This is a genomic window from Giesbergeria sp., from assembly GCF_028686475.1.
Lineage (GTDB): Bacteria > Pseudomonadota > Gammaproteobacteria > Burkholderiales > Burkholderiaceae_C > Simplicispira.
On record NZ_JAQUCA010000004.1, the window covers coordinates 207,310 to 226,441 of the forward strand.

At 57.1% G+C, this 19,132-nt stretch carries 14 protein-coding genes; 6 read left to right on the forward strand and 8 right to left on the reverse strand.

What is annotated here, in order from left to right; all coding sequences use genetic code 11:
* The first annotated feature begins 96 nt into the window (after positions 1 to 96).
* The 4 genes from PHX60_RS04430 to PHX60_RS04440 all read left to right on the forward strand — a co-directional run bounded on the left by PHX60_RS04430 (position 97) and on the right by PHX60_RS04440 (position 3,971).
* A complete protein-coding gene (locus PHX60_RS04430) occupies positions 97 to 2,055 on the forward strand; it encodes a DNA cytosine methyltransferase (RefSeq protein ID WP_300075223.1) in 1,959 nt (652 codons plus the stop codon).
* Position 2,056: 1 nt separating this feature from the next.
* Positions 2,057 to 3,382 carry a hypothetical protein gene (locus PHX60_RS04435; RefSeq protein WP_300075225.1) on the forward strand — a complete coding sequence of 442 codons (1,326 nt, stop codon included), beginning with the start codon at positions 2,057 to 2,059 and terminating at the stop codon, positions 3,380 to 3,382.
* A gap of 227 nt (positions 3,383 to 3,609) precedes the next feature.
* Positions 3,610 to 3,690: a hypothetical protein gene (locus tag PHX60_RS15990; protein WP_366144333.1), complete on the forward strand. Its 81-nt coding sequence runs from the start codon at positions 3,610 to 3,612 to the stop codon at positions 3,688 to 3,690.
* The gene (locus tag PHX60_RS04440) at positions 3,687 to 3,971 is read left to right on the forward strand and encodes a helix-turn-helix transcriptional regulator (RefSeq protein WP_300075227.1); all 285 of its coding nucleotides are present in this window, start codon (positions 3,687 to 3,689) and stop codon (positions 3,969 to 3,971) included. Before PHX60_RS15990 ends, PHX60_RS04440 begins: the two co-directional genes overlap by 4 nt.
* A gap of 11 nt (positions 3,972 to 3,982) precedes the next feature.
* Here the strand turns inward: PHX60_RS04440 and PHX60_RS04445 are convergent, their stop codons facing one another.
* Positions 3,983 to 5,050, reverse strand: a complete 1,068-nt coding sequence (locus tag PHX60_RS04445; RefSeq protein WP_300075229.1) for an ABC transporter ATP-binding protein — start codon at positions 5,048 to 5,050, stop codon at positions 3,983 to 3,985.
* A gap of 105 nt (positions 5,051 to 5,155) precedes the next feature.
* Here PHX60_RS04445 and PHX60_RS04450 point away from each other — a divergent pair, with 105 nt between their 5' ends.
* The gene (locus tag PHX60_RS04450; protein ID WP_300075231.1) at positions 5,156 to 6,802 is read left to right on the forward strand and encodes an iron ABC transporter permease; all 1,647 of its coding nucleotides are present in this window, start codon (positions 5,156 to 5,158) and stop codon (positions 6,800 to 6,802) included.
* On the opposite strand, the gene pbpC is transcribed toward PHX60_RS04450, so the two are convergent.
* The 3 genes from pbpC to PHX60_RS04465 form a co-directional block, all read right to left on the reverse strand.
* On the reverse strand, positions 6,783 to 9,038 hold the full coding sequence (gene pbpC / locus PHX60_RS04455) for a penicillin-binding protein 1C (RefSeq protein ID WP_300075260.1): 2,256 nt from the start codon (positions 9,036 to 9,038) through the stop codon (positions 6,783 to 6,785). The genes PHX60_RS04450 and pbpC overlap by 20 nt on opposite strands.
* A 133-nt stretch (positions 9,039 to 9,171) precedes the next feature.
* Complete coding sequence (locus tag PHX60_RS04460; RefSeq protein WP_300075233.1) at positions 9,172 to 11,076, reverse strand: DEAD/DEAH box helicase; 1,905 nt, start codon at positions 11,074 to 11,076, stop codon at positions 9,172 to 9,174.
* Positions 11,077 to 11,352: 276 nt separating this feature from the next.
* Positions 11,353 to 13,131 (reverse strand): NAD(P)/FAD-dependent oxidoreductase, encoded by a 1,779-nt coding sequence (locus PHX60_RS04465; RefSeq protein WP_300075235.1) that lies wholly within the window; start codon positions 13,129 to 13,131, stop codon positions 11,353 to 11,355.
* 159 nt (positions 13,132 to 13,290) lie between these two features.
* Between PHX60_RS04465 and PHX60_RS04470 the strand changes: the two genes are divergently transcribed.
* Positions 13,291 to 15,144 (forward strand): methyl-accepting chemotaxis protein, encoded by a 1,854-nt coding sequence (locus PHX60_RS04470; protein WP_300075237.1) that lies wholly within the window; start codon positions 13,291 to 13,293, stop codon positions 15,142 to 15,144.
* A gap of 104 nt (positions 15,145 to 15,248) precedes the next feature.
* Here PHX60_RS04470 and PHX60_RS04475 read toward each other — a convergent pair whose 3' ends face one another.
* From PHX60_RS04475 to PHX60_RS04490, 4 genes are read right to left on the reverse strand one after another with little or no spacing between them, the layout of a single operon-like run.
* The gene (locus PHX60_RS04475; RefSeq protein ID WP_300075239.1) at positions 15,249 to 15,692 is read right to left on the reverse strand and encodes a universal stress protein; all 444 of its coding nucleotides are present in this window, start codon (positions 15,690 to 15,692) and stop codon (positions 15,249 to 15,251) included.
* Between the two features lie 26 nt (positions 15,693 to 15,718).
* A complete protein-coding gene (locus PHX60_RS04480) occupies positions 15,719 to 17,266 on the reverse strand; it encodes a DHA2 family efflux MFS transporter permease subunit (RefSeq protein ID WP_300075241.1) in 1,548 nt (515 codons plus the stop codon).
* 17 nt (positions 17,267 to 17,283) lie between these two features.
* The gene (locus PHX60_RS04485; RefSeq protein WP_300075243.1) at positions 17,284 to 18,471 is read right to left on the reverse strand and encodes an HlyD family secretion protein; all 1,188 of its coding nucleotides are present in this window, start codon (positions 18,469 to 18,471) and stop codon (positions 17,284 to 17,286) included.
* 48 nt (positions 18,472 to 18,519) lie between these two features.
* Positions 18,520 to 19,026: a TolC family protein gene (locus PHX60_RS04490; protein ID WP_300075245.1), complete on the reverse strand. Its 507-nt coding sequence runs from the start codon at positions 19,024 to 19,026 to the stop codon at positions 18,520 to 18,522.
* Between the last annotated feature and the right edge of the window lie 106 nt (positions 19,027 to 19,132).

A 19,132-nucleotide genomic window follows, 5' to 3' on the forward strand; every position in this document is an offset into this window, starting at 1 on the left:
TTAGCTTGTTATACCCTTTGCTGCAATGCAAGGCTGTTCTTAAAAAGAACAGAATATAACAAAATTTTCGAATAAATCACTGATAAATTCTTAGAGATGAAATTAGCAGAACAAAAAAACTTGTTTCAAATGAAAAAATCAGAAATTCATTCGAATTGGTTTGAGTCTTATTTGAAAAAATTGCATATAGATGATGACTTAGCTGGATGGCCTGATAAATTTGGAAGTGAACTTGATAAATGGATGCAAAAAAATCGTACAAAAAATATCAAAACATTAAGTCTATTTAGTGGTGGTGGCGGGCTTGACATAGGGTTTCATGATGCAGGATTTAATATTGTAGAAAGCATAGAAATTGAGCCTATTTTCTCTAAAACACTGGAAATAAACTCAGAAAAGCATAAAAGACTAAGCGGCACAAAAGTTATATGCAAAGATATTAACAACTACCAACCAGAGGTCAAAAATATAGATTTTGTCATAGGAGGCCCTCCCTGTCAAACATTTTCTGCGGCTGGTGCGAGAGCCGCAGGCGTAAATGGAACAGATGATGAAAGAGGTAATTTATTTCTTCAATATGCAAGAATTATTAATACTCTTCAACCAAAAGGTTTTCTGTTTGAAAATGTTTATAGAATTGTTGGCGCACAATCGGGAGCAGCTTGGAAAAAAATTCAGGAAGCATTTGAAGAACTTGGATATACGCTTTACTGGAGAATATTAGATTCTGCGGATTATGGAGTTCCACAGTTTAGAGAAAGACTTATCATTGTTGGCTTAAAAAAAGGTGAGTTTTTATTTCCATTTCCTTCGCATGGCCCAGATTCGCTGAATAAACGAAAATATTATTCTGCAAAAAATGCTGTTTCAGGCTTATTGTACACAGGTGAAGTAAAAATTTTAAGTGGCAGGCATGGGCATTTATTAAATGACATCCCGCCCGGCCTCAATTATAGTTTTTACACTGAGCGAATGGGGAATCCAAACCCAATATTTGCCTGGCGCTCAAAGTTTTCTGATTATTTATATAAGGCAGATCCTGAAACTCCTGTGCGAACAATCAAGGCTCAAGGCGGACAATATACAGGGCCGTTTAGTTGGGAAAATAGACCATTTACTTGTGATGAATTAAAAAGACTTCAAACGTTTCCAGACGATTATTTTATATATGGAAACAGACAGCAAATAATCCACCAGCTGGGCAATTCTGTGCCGCCGCAGTTTGCAAGAATCTTAGCGTTAAGTATTTTAGATCAGGTTTTTAACGAACCAATACCCATGAAAATTGATTACATGAATCAAAACCATCAACTGGGTTTTCGTGGTAGAAAGTCTGCACTAACAGAAGGGTACTCAGAAAAAGCAAAAACTGCGATTGAAAAAAATAATAAATCTAAAAAAATACCGATTTCCGCTCAAGGAGAAGAATATTTTGATATTGAAAGCAATCTTCGCCTAACAATTAAGAAAGATAGCGCGAACTCCAAGTATATTGCAAACTATGATGCAAAGGATAATGTGTGCTATGTTGATGTATCAGAATCCAATAGTAGATCAAAAAAGCCAAAATATCAGATTACTATTGATCCGCCGCCACATCAAAAAAATGGTCATCATTTACATGCCGTATTGACTGCGTCAACTGAAAGCCCTCATGGGCTTTTGGCAACATGGAAAATATTTGAACTATTGATTAATAGACATTTCTCTAAAGATGATTTAATACAGCTTTTTGGATATTATCAATATAAAAATCAGTATAAAATAACCATGACCATCATGGAAAAAGAAATTAAAGATGAAGCACTTTGGAATTTTATAACCAATATTACTAATGGCGTATTTGTTGGTTCTATTATAAACCAAAATATTATTTGCAATGAGCTTTCATACTCTTCCGACGAGCTAACCATATTATTGCAACAAGTCAAAGAAATTGGTTACGAGATTCGGAACCACAATACAAACAAACAAATCAAAAAAGATCATATACTCATACCTTACTCATTCCCAACACTTAACGAAAGAAGCCTTCAAAGGCTTACGAGACTATAATATGAAATATAAAAAAACTGAGACAGAGCGGCATCTTCGTGTTTTTGAGGATAGAAGTGAGTACCACAAGACAGATGGAACTGTAGAAATTTTTCCAGAAGGAGTTATATCGAACGACGCAAAAAGAAGAATTAAAGCAATAAAAGAAGAATTTGAAAATGGTTTCCTCGATAAGTTAATCGAAGATTTAAGAAATGCAAAATCAACTGTCGATATCAGTAGAATCAGCACAACCACTCAGGTAAGCATCAAAAATCTTGTTGAACTTGTTACAAGTGAAGTTGGTAGGGCATTAATTGGCCTTTCAGTTATGCAGCTAAGCATAAAAGCAATATCGCCAAGCCAAAGCATCAGGCTACATAAAGCCAGTGCCAGCAAAGGTTCATTCTCTTGGTCTGAAGGCGTTTCGATGAGAACGCTAGATAAAAATTACGTGACTCCCGTTCTCCGCAAATATAATTTAGTAAAATTAAATGCGGATGGATTTATGATGACAAGGAGCCTTGCAGAAAATTACCCATACTCCGATTTGTATAAAGCGCAACTGCGTGGAGCAAGAGAGGACTGGCTTTCAATTGTAGAAGAGCTGGAGTCAAACAAAACGGATGCCCTTGAATCTCTAAAATATTTGGTATCACTACTACTAAATTCAGCCCATGAATTTGATGTTAAAGCAAATGAGCTTATTGAGGAAGTAAACAACAAACTTAAAAAATATAAAACTATACCTAATGTTATAGGCATCATGAAACTCCATGCAGATAAATCAGATTATGCTGCACGACTTCTTGAAATAAGTATGCATTCATTAATGCAGGCTGCTACAGAAAGCGGCACTTTTGGCGATATAACTTTAAAGCCACTTTCACAAATGCGTTCTGCCAATAAAAAACATGGAAATATTGGTGATATAGAATTAATAGAAAATGGCGATATTGTAGAGTCATGGGATGCAAAGTACGGAAAAAGTTATCTCAGGGAAGAAGTCGAAGAGGTTTGTGAGAAAATTTTAGATCATGATAATGTACAAGTTGTTGGGTTTGTAACAAACGTTGAAATACAAAGAACTCAAGAATTGGACAAAAGACTTGATGATGCAATGGCAGTCCACGGTGTTAAATTTTTAATAGTGACGTTTGATGAATGGTCAAACATGATTTTTAATCGATGTATATCTAGCAAGATGGTAAACGAAGAGGATTTAGCAAAATCATGGTTAAAATCATACGCATATACTCTTGCACAAAAAAAGAGAAAAATAGCTCCAATTGATGAACCATGTATGGAGTGGGTTAAATTATTGCTTTCTGCACTAAGAGCAGAATAGGGTACTCAACCGGGCGCGCTGGAGCGCACCGGTTAGCTTGGCGGTGATTGAAATGGTTGCCTATTAATTCACTCGGACAGATGTTACTGGAATATATTTTATAAAATATAAAATATATCCATGAACGGAAAATAAATCATCAAGCTGCTGATGGCACAGAGGTTCTCACCGTGTTGCGGGTCACAGGCAGCCACCACATACTGGGCAACGGTGCGCGCAAAGTGACCGTGCCGGTGCATGGCACAGCAGATGTCAAAATGGGTACGCTGAAAAGCATCGAGAAACAATTCGGAGTAATACTCAAATGAGCATCGTTCGTTATGCAGCCGTACTGCAAGCGCAACCCGAAGGCGGCTTTACCGTCAAGGGCGGTGTCTGGATAGAGCCAGCTGCTGCTATTCAAGCCGCAATGGCGGTACGCGCTGCACGCCAAGAGCAAGGGCGCACGCTGGCGGAGTTGGCGCGCTCCTTGGGCACATCGTGGGCGGCGGCGCAAAAGTTGGAAAGCCCACGCGCCAATCCCACTATCAAACAGCTTGAGCGCACAGCGGCTGCGCTGGGTAAGCGGCTGGTCTTGAGTATCGAGTAAGACCGCCCGCTTTAACCCTGCCGCGCAAACGTCACCACATGGTCGGCTTGGGCGCGGATGCCTATCCACTCGCCCACTGCATGGTTGTGGTGGCTGGGCACATGGGCCAGCACAGTCTGGCCGCTGTCTAAACGCAGGGTATAAAGAAAATCAGCCCCCCGGAAGGCTTTACGCACAATTTGTGCTTTGGCTGGGGAGTGGTCATCGTGGACGATATCGTCGGCGCGCAGTAGCACATCACATTGGCCGCTGGGGTAACTCGATGGCAAGGGGCATTCGGTTAAATTGGCCAAATCACCCAAGGGGGTATGCACCACCACGCTGTTGGTCTGCTGCTCTAGTGTGGCCGGAATGAAGACCCCATGCCCAATAAAGTCGGCCACAAAACGGGTGGCCGGGCGATGGTAGAGGGTATAAGCATCGTCCCACTGGTGCAGCTGGCCATGTTGCATGACCCCAATTACATCGCCAATCGCAAAGGCTTCTAGTTGGTCGTGCGTCACAAATAAGGCCGTGGCCCCAGCTTCTTTCAAAATACCGCGCACCTCGTGCGCTAGGCGTTCGCGCAGTTCTACATCCAAATTGGAGAATGGCTCGTCCAGCAGCATCAGCTGCGGACGCGGGGCCAAAGCGCGTGCCAAGGCCACGCGCTGCTGCTGCCCCCCAGAGAGTTCGTGCGGAAAGCGCTGCTCGCTGCCCTCCAAGCCCACCAGTTGCAGCACTTCTTTCACCCGTGCCGCCTGTTCAGCGCGTGGCAAAGTGTGGATGCCAAAGGCAATGTTGCGGCCCACGCTTAAATGCGGAAACAGCGCGTAATCTTGAAACACCATGCCCATGCGGCGCTGCTCGGGCGGCAAGCTACCTTCGGGGCTGCCTACTAATTGGCGGTTGAGATGGATGCTGCCCGCACTGACCGGCTCCAGTCCAGCTACCGCCCGCAGCAGGGTGGTTTTGCCACAGCCCGAGGGGCCAATCAGCACACCAATATCCCCTGCGCGCAGGCCGAAGGTGACATCGCGCACGGCAGCGACGCTTTGCGCGCCATAGCGCACCTGAAGTTGGGAAAGGGCCAAAAACATGCTGCTGATTGTAGGCGGGCCAAATGCTTAAAATTCGCATTTGCATTGCAGTGGGGCTTGGGGCCTTGGTCTGGGCCTGCTTCCGATTTTCTACGGGATTCCATTTTGCGCCGTTTTTTTGCCTTGCTGCGTTCTGTTCCTTTGCTGCTGCTGGCGGTATGGCTGGCTTTGCCCGTGTTGGCCTTGTTGGCCGCTTGGTGGCCTTGGGGCCATCAGGCCAGCGCCAGCATGGCCGTACTGCTGGAGATGGCCGCCACCGTTTTGCCGGGCTATGTGGGCACCACGGCTTGGCTGGCGCTGTGGGTGGGTTTGGGTGCGGCGGTGGTAGGCACGGCCACCGCCGCTGTGGTAACGCTGTTTGAGTTTCCGGGGCGACGCCAGTGGGAGTGGCTATTGTTGCTGCCACTGGCCATGCCCGCCTACGTGACTGCCTACGCTTATACCGATTTTTTGCAATTCAGTGGGCCGTTGCAAGTTTGGTTGCGTGACACCTTCGCCCTAGAAGGCCGTTTATTGCCCGAAGTGCGTAGCGTTTGGGGAGCGATTTGGGTGTTTATTTTTGCCCTGTACCCCTACGTTTATCTGCTGGCGCGCACCGCCCTGAGCGAGCGCGCCGCGCACCTGATGGAGGCAGCGCGTCTGCTGGGGGCACCGTTGCCCCGGCGCATTGCCACCATCGCCCTGCCGCTGGCCCGCCCAGCAGTGGCGGCTGGGGTGGCCTTGGTGCTGATGGAGACTTTGGCCGATTTTGGCGTGACCAGCTATTTTGGCATTCAAACCTTCACCACCGGCATCATCAAAGCATGGTTGTCCTTAGACAACCGCTTGGCAGCGGCGCAATTGGCCACCATGCTGCTGGCGATGGTACTGCTGCTGCTGTGGCTAGAGCATCGCGCCCAACAGCGGATGCGCTTTACCGCCAAGGGGGTTGGGCGTGCCAGTTCTGCCGAAGCCCAGCCGGTAGCGCTGCGTGGCTTGTCTTTGGTGCTGGCTTGGCTGGTTTGTGCCGTGCCAGTGCTAATGGGATTTTTTGCCCCCGTGGCTTTTATGTTGCGCCCTTTGGCCTCCGATTGGTCGGTGCTGCCGTGGGAGCGCTTTTTAGAGTGGGCTTGGAACAGTGTGCGCTTGGGGGGCATTACCGCCGGATTGGCTGTGGTGGTAGCGCTGGCTTTGGCGTTTGCGGTGCGCCGTCGGCCCGATGCGCTCACGCGCGGCGTAGTGCAATTGGCCAGTTTGGGCTATGCCGTGCCGGGGGCGGTGGTGGTGGTGGGCTTGTTGTTGCCAGTGGGCTGGTTGCAGGCGATTTGGCCCAACTTGGGTTTGGGCGCACTGCTCACCACGACGGCAGTGGGGATTGTCTGGGCTTATCTCGTGCGCTTTTGTGCGGTGGCCTTGCAATCGGTGCAAAGTGGCTATGCGCGCATTCCGCCCAGTTTGGATGATTCGGCGCGCATGTTGGGGGCCAGTGGCCCTCGGTTGTTGCTGCAAGTGCATTGGCCGCTCTTGCAACGCTCTACGGCGGCAGCGGCGCTGCTGGTGTTTGTCGATGTGATGAAAGAATTGCCCGCAACGATGGTGCTGCGCCCCTTCAACAGCGACACCTTGGCCGTGGTGGCCTACCAATTAGCGCGCGATGAGCGCTTGGGCGAGGCTGCTTTGCCCTCCTTGGCCTTGGTGGCGGTGGGTTTGGTGCCCGTGATTTTGCTCAGTCGCACCTTGCGGGCGCGGCAATCTAGCTCTTATGCCTGCTAGGCAGCACCGATGAGCGCCCGCCTTGCGCGGCGGGTGGGCTGGCATCAGCGCGCACCCCGGCACCGCGCACCTCTAGGCGCACTTCGTCCAAGACCGTGCCACGGGCATCGGTCAGGGTGATGCGGTGGCGGCCCGGCCAGGGCAACCAAGTCAGGTGGGGGCCTTGGCCCAAAGGCTTGTCGTCTAAGCGCCAACGCAATTGGGCGGCATTTTTGCCCGCTGCTGCTTTGAGCTGCAAACGCTGGTGCTGGGGTGGAATATCTGGGTCTAGCGCCACGATGGTGCCCGCAATCGGGCTGATGATGCGGATGGCTTGCTCTTCTAAGGCGGCCGCACCGGTGCCATCCACGGCAAACAGGGGCTGCTGCGTGCCCGCTACAAACCACTCTTCACGCGCTGCCTCTAGGGGTTGGGCCGTTGGGCCAAACTGCACCGGCACACGCACCACCCCCGCCGGAGGCAGCGGGGCCACACTGGGCTGGTGCTGGTGCAAATAGCCCATGATGGCCGCCCAAATCGGTGCTGCGCCACTGCTGCCACTGACATCGTGCATGGCTGCACCGCTGGCATTGCCTACCCAAACCCCCACGGTATAGCGCGCTGACCAACCCACGGCCCAGTTGTCGCGCATATCTTTGCTGGTGCCAGTTTTGACGGCACTCCAAAACCGGGTCGCCAGCACGCTGTCGGTGCCAAAGGTGCGCGCGCGCGCGTTGTTGTCCGACAAAATATCGCCGACAATAAACGCCGCTTTGGCATCCAGTGCCTGCTGCCACGCCGGGGCCTTGGGCTGCGTAGGCAGCAAAGCCGGTGCCACTGGGCTAAAGCGCCCACCATTGGCCAGTGTGCGAAAAGCATTGCTGAGGTGCAACAAGGCCACCTCGCTGCTGCCCAAAGCCAAGCTATAACCAAAATAACCGCCGCTTTCGCGCAGCGGTAAACCGACGGCCTGCAATTGGGTAAAAAAAGCATCGGGCGAGACCATCACCAGCGTGCGTACCGCAGGCACATTCAGTGAGGCCGCCAGCGCCGTGCGTACCGACACCCAACCCTTGAACTGGCGGTCGTAATTTTGCGGGATATACAAGCCGCTGGCCGTAGGAATATGCGTGGGTGAATCCTCCAGCAGCGAAGCCGCCGTCAGCCGCCGCTGGGCAATGGCTTGGGCATACAAAAATGGCTTCAGGGTCGAGCCGGGTTGGCGTTGCGCCAACACGCCATCCACTTCTGCCGCTTGGCTTAATTGCCCCGAAGACCCTACCCACGCCAGCACCTGCCCGCTGGCGTTGTCTAGTACCACGATGGCGCCATCCTCTACATTGCGGCCCTGCAACTCGCGTAGCTGCTGCGCCAAAGTTTGCACAGCAAAACGCTGCAAAGGCGCGCGCAAGGTCAAAGCCAGCTGGGCTGGCAGCGGGCCGCCGCTGCTGGCCGCTTGGGCCAAGGCGCGCCGGGCAAAGTGGGGCGCGATGCCCTCACTGGCAGACCAACTGCGCCGTTGCAAGCTGGCGCTGCTGAACAATTCCAAGCCCATGCAATTTTTATCGACCGGAGCGGATGGCTGGCTCTGCGCTTGCATGGCCTGCCACACGCCACAGGCGCGCTGCGCCACCAAGGCGGGCTTGGCATTGGGGGCGCGCACCAAGGCTGCGGTGATGGCGGCTTCGCGCTCATCCAAGCCATGCGCGGCTTTGCCAAACAGGGTGCGGCTCAAGGCATCTATGCCCACCACCTCGCCCCGAAACGGCAGCAAATTGAGGTAAGCCTCCAAAATTTGGTCTTTGCGCCAGCGCCGCTCTAATACTTGGGCGGCTACGGTTTGGCCGAGTTTTTCTGTCACGCTTCTGCGGCCTGCACCCGGCTGGCCATCTGCATCGAGCAGTCCGGCCAGCTGCATGGTGATGGTGCTGGCCCCACGGGTGCGCTGGTGCCACACATTGCCCCAAGCTGCCGCCGATACCGCCTGCCAATCGACACCGCTGTGTTGGTAAAAACGCCGGTCTTCGGACAGCAACAGCGCCTTTTGCAAGGCGGGTGATATGTCGGCCAGCGCTACCCATTGCCCCCGGCGCACCGTGGAATCGGTGCGTAGGCGTTGCAGTAGCTCGCCCTCGCGCGAGAGCAACAGCGTCTCGGAGGGGCGAAACTGCTGGCGCACCTGCTCAAAGCGTGGCAGGGCTTGGGCGGGGCCGACGTAACTGATGGCGAGTAACAGGGCCGTAAGTAAGCCGAGGATGTGGTGATAAGTCAAAATGCGGCATCCTATCCCATGCCAAGCACCAGATAAACAAAAAAAGCGCAACCTATAAAGGCTGCGCTTTTTATCGTTTGGTGGGATGCTACTCTGAGAAAAGAGCAGCTATCCGCATTTAACGTGCTGGGCGTGCTGGGCGCTTGCGCGCATCGTGCGGCGCAAAAGAAGGTTTGCCACCGGCAGCACCGCCACCAGCGTGCTTAGAAAATGCGGGCTTGCGCGGTGCAAAATCACCACGCGGAGCCATCTCGCCACGCGGGGCAAAATCACCGCGTGGGCCATCCGCGAAACCACCACGACCGCCACCATCGCCAAAACCGGGCTTGCGGCCATAGCCTTCACCATCGCGGCGCGGAGCAAAGCCACGGTCTTCACGTGGCGCACCACCGAAGCCACCACCGCCGTGCGGACGGTCATCGCCGGGGCGGCCTTGCACGCGCTGGCGGTCATTGAAGCCGCTGGCACCGCCAAAGTTGCGCTCACGGTCGCCACCAAAACCACCGCCAAAGCCACCACGGGAGCCAGAGCCACCGCCGCCGCCAAATTTGCGACCACCACCGCCACCGCTGCGGCCACCGCCGAAGTCACCTTGTGGGCGGCTGCCGGGCTGCGGGAAGCGTTGCACTGGCTCCAGGCCCGGAATCACTTCGGCCTTGAATTGTTGGTGCGTGTGGCCTTCGATGTCAAAAATCTTGCGACGGTCACGGAATTCGGCAAAGGTGATGGCCAAACCATCGCGGCCAGCACGGCCAGTGCGGCCAATACGGTGGGTGTAATCTTCGGCCTTCATGGGCAAGCCGTAGTTGAACACGTGGGTGATGGTGGGCACGTCAATACCGCGTGCGGCCACATCGGTAGCCACCAAAATTTGCACTTGGCCTTGGCGCAGGGCCATCAGGCGGCGATTACGCAAACCTTGGCTCAATGCCCCGTGCAAGGCGACGGCGCTAAAACCTTCTTGTTGCAAATCGGCAGCCAAACCATCGCACTCGACTTGGGTGCTGGCAAACACAATCGCTTGGTTGATGGAGGTATCACGCAGCCAGTGGTCCAGCATCTTGCGCTTGTGTTGTGCGTTGTCGGCCCAATACAGCACTTGCTTGATGTTGACGTGCTTCTCGTGCGGCGCGTCGTTTTGAATTTTCTTGACCGAGGAACCGCCATCGTGCATCACGCGCATGGCCAACTGCTGGATGCGCGGCGCAAAGGTGGCGCTGAACATCATGGTTTGCTTGCGTTGGCTGGTGAGCTGGTTGACTTCGGCCAAATCGTCCGAGAAGCCCAAATCCAACATGCGGTCGGCTTCGTCCACCACCAAGAACTGCACCTTGTCGAGCTTGATTTGCATCGAGCGTTGCAAGTCCAGCAGGCGGCCCGGAGTGGCCACCACCAAATCAGCGTTTTGCAGCTTGGCAATTTGCAATTGGTAGGGCATACCGCCGACCACGTTGGCGACGCGCAGGCCACGGGTGTGCTTGACCAAATCAATCGCATCATGGGCGACTTGTTGCGCCAATTCGCGCGTGGGGCACAGAATCAAAGCGCCGGGGGTGGCGGCCTTGAAGTTGCGGCTGTTGGTTGGGTCTTTGCGCTTGGCGCGCTTGGGTGGGGCTTCGCCACGGGCCAATGCCTCGGCGGCGGCGCGTTCGTATTCGGCGCGGGCTTGCGCTTCGGCTTCGGCCATTTGGCCAATCAGGGTGTGCAGCACCGGCAGCAAGAAGGCAGCGGTTTTGCCGCTACCGGTTTGGCTAGAGACCATCAGGTCAATGTAGCGGCCATTTTCGCCACCTGCGCCCATCGCCAAGGGAATGGCTTTGAGCTGCACCGTGGTGGGTTGGGTGTAGCCCAAATCGGCCACGGCCTGCACCAGTTCGGGGGCCAAGCCCAGCTCGATAAAGCCATTGGGCGCGGCAGTGACGGCGGCATCATCGGCCAGCACAGTGCTGTCTTGCAAGGAAATTTCGGAAATAGCGGCATCAGCAGCGGCGAAATCGCCCTGCACTTGGAAAGTGTCAGTCATATTTTTTCTCACACGAGAACAACGCTGGCAGGCTGCCAACGCTGGCTTCGTTTATGGTTAAAAAACATCAACCATCAAACGAAACCTGCACCAACGGGGAGTGTTGGCGCGGCTGGGTATCTAGCACGAACTGCAAGGCGCTTTGCTTGCTGGTTCGCAGACCCAATGTGTGAAGGGAGATGCACAATTTGCATCAGCATGTGCTGTGCAGTTGCTAATTATTACACAGATAGGGGTTTCCCCGCAAGCATTACAAGGCCAAAAAATGCTGTGCATCTATCCCATGCCTAACAGACTGCGCGCCACTGCCTCGGCCACCTTGATGCCATCGACCCCGGCAGACAAAATGCCGCCCGCGTAGCTGGCCCCTTCCCCGGCGGGGTACAGGCCGATGGTGTTCAGGCTTTGGAAATTTTCGCCACGGGTGATTTTGAGCGGCGAGGAGGTGCGCGTTTCCACCCCGGTCAGTACCGCATCGGGCCTGTCAAAGCCTTTGATTTTGCGCCCAAAGGCGGGGAGTGCTTCGCGCAGGGCGGCAATGGCATACGGCGGCAGGGCCGGGTGCAAATCGCCCAGCGTTACGCCGGGCTGGTAGGAGGGCTGCACTTCGCCCCACTGCTGCGATGGCCGTCCGGCGATGAAATCGCCCACCAGTTGGCCGGGGGCGTTGTAGTTGCTGCCGCCCAAGACATAGGCATGGGACTCTAACTGGCGCTGCAACACCATGCCCGCCAGCGGGTGAACGCTGCCATTGGCGGGGTTTTCGCTGCCATAGCTGGCCCCTAACGTAGCTTCAAAGGCGGCGGGGTCCGTGGGGTAGTCGCTGGGGTCTATGCCCACGACCATGCCAGCGTTGGCATTGCGCTCGTTGCGCGAATACTGGCTCATGCCGTTGGTCACGACCCGGCCTGGCTCGCTGGTGGCTGCAACCACGGTGCCGCCGGGGCACATGCAAAAGCTGTAAGCGGTGCGGCCATTGCTGGCGTGGTGGACTAATTTGTAATCGGCGGCGCCCAATAAGGGATGGCCTGCATGGCGACCCCAGCGCGCGCGGTCAATCAGGCCTTGCGGGTGTTCGATGCGAAAACCGATGGAGAACGGCTTGGACTCCATCGTTACACCAAGCTGGTAGAGCATGGCAAAGGTATCACGCGCGCTGTGGCCCAAAGCCAGCACCACTTGCGAGGCGGGTAACTCGTAGCTTTGGCCGCTGGCTTGGTTGAGTACTTGTAGGCCACGCACGTGGCGGCCTTGCGCGTTTTCTTCTACTTGGATGTCGGTGACGCGCTGTTCAAAGCGCACTTCACCACCCAAAGCGATGATTTGCTCACGCAGGTTTTCTACCACCTTCACCAGTTTGAAGGTGCCAATGTGCGGGTGCGCGGCATACAAAATCTCGGGTGGCGCACCGGCCTGCACGAATTCTTGCATGACCTTGCGCCCCAAGTGGCGCGGGTCTTTGATTTGGCTGTACAGCTTGCCATCGGAGAAGGTGCCCGCGCCGCCTTCGCCAAACTGCACATTTGATTCTGGGTTCAGTTCGCGTTTGCGCCACAGGCCCCAAGTGTCTTTGGTGCGCTGGCGTACTGGCTTGCCACGTTCCAGCACGATGGGTTGGAAGCCCATTTGCGCCAGCACCAGCGCGGCAAAAATGCCACAGGGGCCAAAACCGACCACCACCGGACGCTCTTGCAGTGGGGTCGGTGCTTGACCTACTGGGTGCCAAGCCATGTCCGGGCTGGGTTGGATATGCGGGTTGGTGGCATGGCGCGCCAGCAACGTGGCCTCTTGCGCCGGGTCAGTCAAGGCCACATCCACAATGAACACGGCCAGCAATTGCGCTTTGCGTGCATCAAAACTGCGCTTGAAGACCTGCAATTGCGCCAAGTCGGTTTCAGGTACCCCCAAGGCTTGGGCGGCCAAACGGCGCAAAGCGGCAATGGGTTGCGGTGCAGGGGCGCGGTCGGCCTCGGTTTCGGCACGGGCATCGGCGGCGCGCAGCGGCGGCACGGGCAATTCCGTCAGGGGGAGTTTGAGTTCAGACAGGCGAATCATGGCAGTGGCTGGCCCGTGGTGATCGGGCAAAGGGCAAGGGGTTGATTTTACCGGGCAGGGTCAACTTCAAACGCAACCGGTAGGATACTACGCCCACCGCACCCGTGTGCTGCGGCAACCCGTTTCTGAACCCTTGGCCCCTGCGGGCCTGTCCACCCCATGATTGACGCCATCAAACACCTGCCCATTGGGCGCAAACTCATGGCGAGCTTTGCGCTGTGCCTGCTGCTTTTTGCGCTGATTGCGTCCCTGGTCAGCGTCTGGCTGGTAGAAAAAGAAGTAGAGCGCCGCGCTACCACCGAAGAGCTGCCCAGGCTGGTCGAGGGCATCCGCTCGGATGTGCAGCGCCAGCTGGCGCCGGCCATTGCCAGCTCGCTGGCGCTGGCCGACAACACCTTCATGGCCGAATGGGACCGCGCCGGTATGCCCGAGGCGGGCCGCGCCACTTGGCTGGCCTACGCGGGCGCTATCCAAAAACGCCAAGCAGCCTCTGCCGTGTTCTGGGCTTCTGAGCGCGACCGCAAGTACTATACCAACGATGGCAAAGTGCGCGACATCCTGCCCACCGAGCAGTGGTTTCCTGACACCATGAACCAGAAAGTGCCCTACGCCCTGAACATCGACTTTGACGTGGGCGCGCAAAAGCACATGGTGTTCATCAATGTGCGCGTCGATGGCCCCGAGGGTCAGCGCGCTGCCACCGGGCTGGGCCTGTCGGTGCAGGCGATTGCCGACACCATTGCCAACTATCAGATTGCCCAAACCGGCTCGGCCTACCTGGTGCGTGCCAACGGCACTTTGTTGATGCACCGCGACCAGTCGCTGCTCAGCGGCAAGCACTTGCTGAAAGACATGCCCGGTTTGAACGATGCTATGGCGAACCAGCTGCTGGGCAGCCAGGGCTTTACGCAGCTGCGCTATGTCAACGCCGGGGCCGAGTACATCATCGTCTCCATGCCCATCCCCGAGCTGCAAGCCTACGTGGTGGCCGAAGTGCCCGCCGATGAGCTGACCGGGCCGGTGCTGGGCGCGCTGCGTACCTCCGGCATCATTGCTTTGCTGGTGGGTGGCAGCGCCACCTTGGTGGTGGTGCTGTGGCTGAGCCGGGCCATGTCGGCGCCGCTGCGCCGGGCGGTGCAGTTGCTGGCAGAAATTGCCGAGGGCAACCTCACGCGCCGCATGCCCTCGGACGCGCGCGATGAAATCGGCCAATTGGGCGGGGCCATCAACCGGCTGGTGGAGTCGCTGGTGGCGCTGGTGCAGAACATGCGCGTGAGCGCGGGTGCGCTGGAGGGCAACGCAGATGCGATTGCCTCAGGCAGCGCTCACCTGAGCCAGCGCACCGAAGACCAGGCAGGCAACTTGCAACGCACTGCGGCCTCGATGGAGCAGCTGACGGTGGCCGTGCGCCACAACACCGACACCGCCAAGACCGCCGTGCAGTTGGCCAGCAGTGCCACCGAGGCGGCCCAGGCCGGTGGCACCGTGGTGGCCGAGGTGACGCAGACGATGGGCCAGATCAACGCCGCCTCGGCGCGCATTGCCGATATCAACAACGTGATTGACGGCATCGCTTTCCAGACCAACATCTTGGCGCTGAATGCGGCTGTGGAAGCCGCCCGCGCCGGTGAGCAGGGCCGGGGCTTTGCCGTGGTGGCCAGCGAGGTGCGCACGCTGGCCCAGCGATCGGCCCAGGCGGCGCGCGAGATCAAGGCGCTGATCCAGACCAGCGTAGCCACCGTGGCACTGGGCGCGGACCAGGCCGTCCACGCCCGCGAGGCCATGAACAACATCGTGCAGCAGGTTCACCAAATGCACCAGTTGATGCAGGAGATCAGCCAGGCCAGCCAGGAGCAAAGCATCGGGCTGGAGCAAATCGGCACAGCGGTGGCGCAGCTGGACGCCGTGACCCAGCAAAACGCCGCGCTGGTGGACCAAAGCACCACGGTGGCGAGCGATTTGCAGCAGCAATCGGCCCAACTGGCGCAGCTGCTGGCACCGTTCAAACTCTGACCGGTTAAAGGGTAAAAAATGGCCCCAGCCCTTACGCAGCAAGCGCAAGCAGCTATGGTCTTTGATGTTTTGCGCCGCCTACACCGATGCCGCCCTGCCGCACCTCAGCGGTACACCAGCACCGGAATTTTCGAATGCGCCAGCACCTTTTGCGTCTCGCTGCCCAGCAGCAGCGCGCTGACGCCCGAGCGCCCGTGCGAGGCCATGAAAATCAAATCGCAGCCGTGGCTTTCGGCGGCAGCAATAATCAGCGCATAAGGCTGGTTGCCCACGCCCACAGCGCGCTGGCAGCGGGTGCCAGCATCGCGCACCACGGCCTCGGCGGCGTCCAGCACTTCTTGCGCTGCATCGCGCAGGCGCTGCGCTACCTCTTCGTTCAGGTGCGGGCTGACCATAGCGCCCAAACCGATATAGGGGGCCGGGGCTTCGGGCTGGGCATAAAACAGCGTGATTTGCGCGCCGGTTTCTTTGGCATACGAGGCCGCGCGTGCCACGTTGCGTAGCGACAGCTCCGAGCCATCGGTGGGCACCAAAATGTGCTTGAACATAGTTGCTTCCTTTCAAGTTCAACGGGTCAGTGGCCACCGGCACCTGGCTCGATGGTGCGCGTAGGTTTGGGGGCCACCCAAATGATGGCGGCCGCCACAAAGAACATCACCGCCACGCCGGTCATCACTTGGTTGGTGGACAACATGCCGCTTTGCGAGACAATCAGGTAATCCATCACCTGCGTGGCCACTTCCGGCGGTGCGCCCGATTGCGTGAGCAGCTGCGCCACGCTGCCATCGCGGTCGGCCAAACCCACCAGCTCGGCGTGGTTGCGCGTGGTCTGGTTCGCCCACACCGTAGTCACCACCGAAGTGGCAAACGCGCCCGACAAGGTACGCAAAAAGTTCATCAAGCCAGCGGCGGAATCCATCTCGCGCTCTTCCACGCTGCCCAGGGCGATACCGGAAGTGGGAATAAAGAAAAACGGCAGCGCAAAACCCATCACCGCCAGCGGGATGGCAATGTCCCAGAACGCCATATCGCTGTTGGCCACGCTGCGCCACAGCGTGACCACGCCCATCCACAGCAGGCCAAAGAACACCAAGCCACGCGGGTCACGTTTGCTGTTGGCCACAATGGGCGCGACAAACAGCGCTGTCACGCCCGTCCAAGCGGTGGCCAAACCGGCATCGGTGGCGGTGTAGCCCATAAAACTTTGCAGCCACAGCGGCGTCAGCACACTGACACCAAAAAACGCCGCATAGGCCACGCTCACGGTAATCACCGAGGCATTGAAGCCGCGATGCCGGAACACGCGCAAATCCACCACCGGGTGCTTTTCGTGCAGCTCCCAAATCAAAAAAGCGGCAAAACCGACGGCGGCGATGATGGCGAGGGCGATGATTTGGCTGGAGGCAAACCAGTCGAGGTTTTTGCCCTCGTCCAGCACCAGTTGCAACGCCACCACCCACACCAAGAGCAGCAGCAGCCCGACCTTATCGAAGGGATTGCGTACCGGGCTGTCTTGGTAGTGCTGCAAAATTTTCCAAACCATCAGGCCAAAGCCGATGGCAATCGGGGCGTTGATGAGGAAAACCCAGTTCCAAGCGAAATCATCGACCAGCCAGCCGCCCAAAATCGGCCCCACCACGGGCGCGACCAGCGTGGTCATGGACCAAATGCCAATCGCGGCACCGGCTTTGTCTTTGGGGAAGATACGCAGCATCAGCGTTTGCGACAGCGGCATCAGCGGGCCGCCGCTCAGGCCCTGGAACACGCGCATCACCACCAACATGCCAATCGAGGTGGACAGGCCGCACAAAATCGAAAAGATGCCAAACAACACCATCGACCAGACAAATACGCGCACTGCGCCAAAGCGCGCAGCCAGCCAGCCGGTAAGCGGCACGGTGATGGCCTCGCCCACGGCAAAGGAGGTAATCACCCAAGTGCCTTGGCTGGCCGCCGCGCCCAAAGCACCGGCAATATTGGGCACCGCCACGTTGGCGATGGTCATGTTCAGTACGGCAATGAAGTTGGCCGAAGCCAGCATCAGCGCGGCAATCACCAGCATGGAACCGCTCAGTGGGGCCGGTGCAGCGTGGGCATGGTCTGCCGTTGTCGCTTGACTCATGGTGTAGTGGCCTTGGCTTAGTGGGCGGCGGCGTTGCGCGCGGCGTCATGAACAGCGGCAGCAGCCACGGGCTGGCCGCCGGTGCGCGTGTCGATGGTGGCGCTCATCGACAGGCCCACTTTGAGCGGATGCGCTTGCAACTGCGCCGCATCCAGCTGCACGCGCACCGGCAGGCGCTGCACCACCTTGATCCAGTTGCCGGTGGCGTTTTGCGCCGGAATCGCCGCAAAGGCCGAACCCGATCCGCCCGAAAAACCGGCCACCACGCCGGTGTAGGTAACGTTTTTGCCGTAGATGTCGGCGTGCAGCTTCACGCTTTGGCCGACGCGCACTTTTTCCAGTTGCACTTCCTTGAAATTGGCATCGACGTAAATCTCGTTCACTGGCACCACCGCCATCAGCGGCATTCCGGGCTGCACGCGCTGGCCCAGTTGCACCCGGCGTTGCGCTACCACGCCATCCAGCGGCGCGCGCAGCGTGGTGCGCTCCAAGTCCACCTTGGTTTGGTCCAGGCGCGCTTGGGCGGCCAGCACTTCGGGGTTGGTGTCCACACTGCTGTGGCTGATGAGGGCAGCGTTGGCCTCTTTGGCGGCCACGGCAGAACGCTGGTTCGCGGTGACTTGCGCGGCAGCGGCTTTGGCAGCGGCCAGTTGCGCCGTGGCGGCATCAAAGCCGTTTTTGGCGCGCGTCAGTTCATCGCCCGACACCGACCCCGAAGCCACCAAGGCTTGGCGGCGTTGCAAATCGACTTTGGCGCGCTCAAAATCGGCCTGCGCGGCGGCCAGTTGGGCGCTGGCGCGCTGCGCGTCGGCCTCGCGGGCGCTGATTTGGGCGCTCAGGTTGCTGTCGTTGGCCATCAGGCTTTTGACGCGGCGCGTGGCGCGGTCGAGGTCGGCGCTGGCCTGGGCTACGGCCAGCTGGGCATCGGTGGGGTCAATCACCAGCAGCACATCGCCTTTTTTCACGGCCTGGGTGTCGCTGACTTTCACTTCCAGCACCGTGCCGCCCACGGCGGGGGTGATTTGCGCCACTTCGGCGGCGGCATAGGCGTTGTCGGTCGAAACGAAGTGCGAGGCGTGCAGCTGCCAGTAAGCGGTAGCGCCAGCAGCCGCCAGCACGACCACGCCGCCCAGCAGGGCCAGGCGGGTGTTGCGGCGTTTTTTCAGCAGGGCATCGGCGGCAGAGGTGGTGTGGGTGTCAGACATGGGGATTCCTGGTTGCGGTGTTTTTGGGAAGGGCAGCAGGCGGTGCGCTTACGGGGTAGCGGTGCTGCTGGCCACTTGGTAGCCACCGCCCAGCGCGCGTTGCAGGCCCACATCCAGCGCGATGGATGCGGCGCGCAGGTTGGTTTGCGCGCTCAAGGTGCCCAGCAGGCTGTCTTCAGCGGTGAGCACTTCCAAATAATTGGCCAGGCCACCGGCATAGCGGTTGCTGGCCACGCGGTGCGCCTCGCTGGCGGCATCCACGGCTTCTTGCGCTTTGTGCAGGCGCTGGCCCAGCGCTTTTTGGCTGATGGCGTTGTCGGCCACCTCTTGCAGCGCGCGCGCCACGGTGGCGTTGTAGTTGGCCACGGCCTCGGCGTAGCTGGCATGGGCGCCGCGCAACTCGCCTTGCAAACGCCCACCGCTGAAAATCGGCAGCGAAATCGCTGGCCCCACACCGGCCACGCTAGAACCGCCCTTGGCCAGCCTATCCAGCCCCAGCGATTGCAGCCCGACAAAGGCCGAAAGGTTGACGTTGGGGTTAGCAGCAGCACTCAACAAATCTACTCAAATCTATGCTAATATATCCATTATGAAGAGCTTAGTAAGCATAGGAGAAGCAGCAAAGGCGTTAGGTGTGTCCATAACAACCTTGCGCCGCTGG

Coding starts and splice junctions, on each gene's coding strand:
- PHX60_RS04430 (WP_300075223.1), top strand. CDS start 97: ATGAAATTAGCAGAACAAAAAAACTTGTTTCAAATGAAAAAATCAGAA.
- PHX60_RS04435 (WP_300075225.1), top strand. CDS start 2,057: ATGAAATATAAAAAAACTGAGACAGAGCGGCATCTTCGTGTTTTTGAG.
- PHX60_RS04440 (WP_300075227.1), top strand. CDS start 3,687: ATGAGCATCGTTCGTTATGCAGCCGTACTGCAAGCGCAACCCGAAGGC.
- PHX60_RS04445 (WP_300075229.1), bottom strand. CDS start 5,050: ATGTTTTTGGCCCTTTCCCAACTTCAGGTGCGCTATGGCGCGCAAAGC.
- PHX60_RS04460 (WP_300075233.1), bottom strand. CDS start 11,076: ATGACTGACACTTTCCAAGTGCAGGGCGATTTCGCCGCTGCTGATGCC.
- PHX60_RS04465 (WP_300075235.1), bottom strand. CDS start 13,131: ATGATTCGCCTGTCTGAACTCAAACTCCCCCTGACGGAATTGCCCGTG.
- PHX60_RS04470 (WP_300075237.1), top strand. CDS start 13,291: ATGATTGACGCCATCAAACACCTGCCCATTGGGCGCAAACTCATGGCG.
- PHX60_RS04475 (WP_300075239.1), bottom strand. CDS start 15,692: ATGTTCAAGCACATTTTGGTGCCCACCGATGGCTCGGAGCTGTCGCTA.
- PHX60_RS04480 (WP_300075241.1), bottom strand. CDS start 17,266: ATGAGTCAAGCGACAACGGCAGACCATGCCCACGCTGCACCGGCCCCA.
- PHX60_RS04485 (WP_300075243.1), bottom strand. CDS start 18,471: ATGTCTGACACCCACACCACCTCTGCCGCCGATGCCCTGCTGAAAAAA.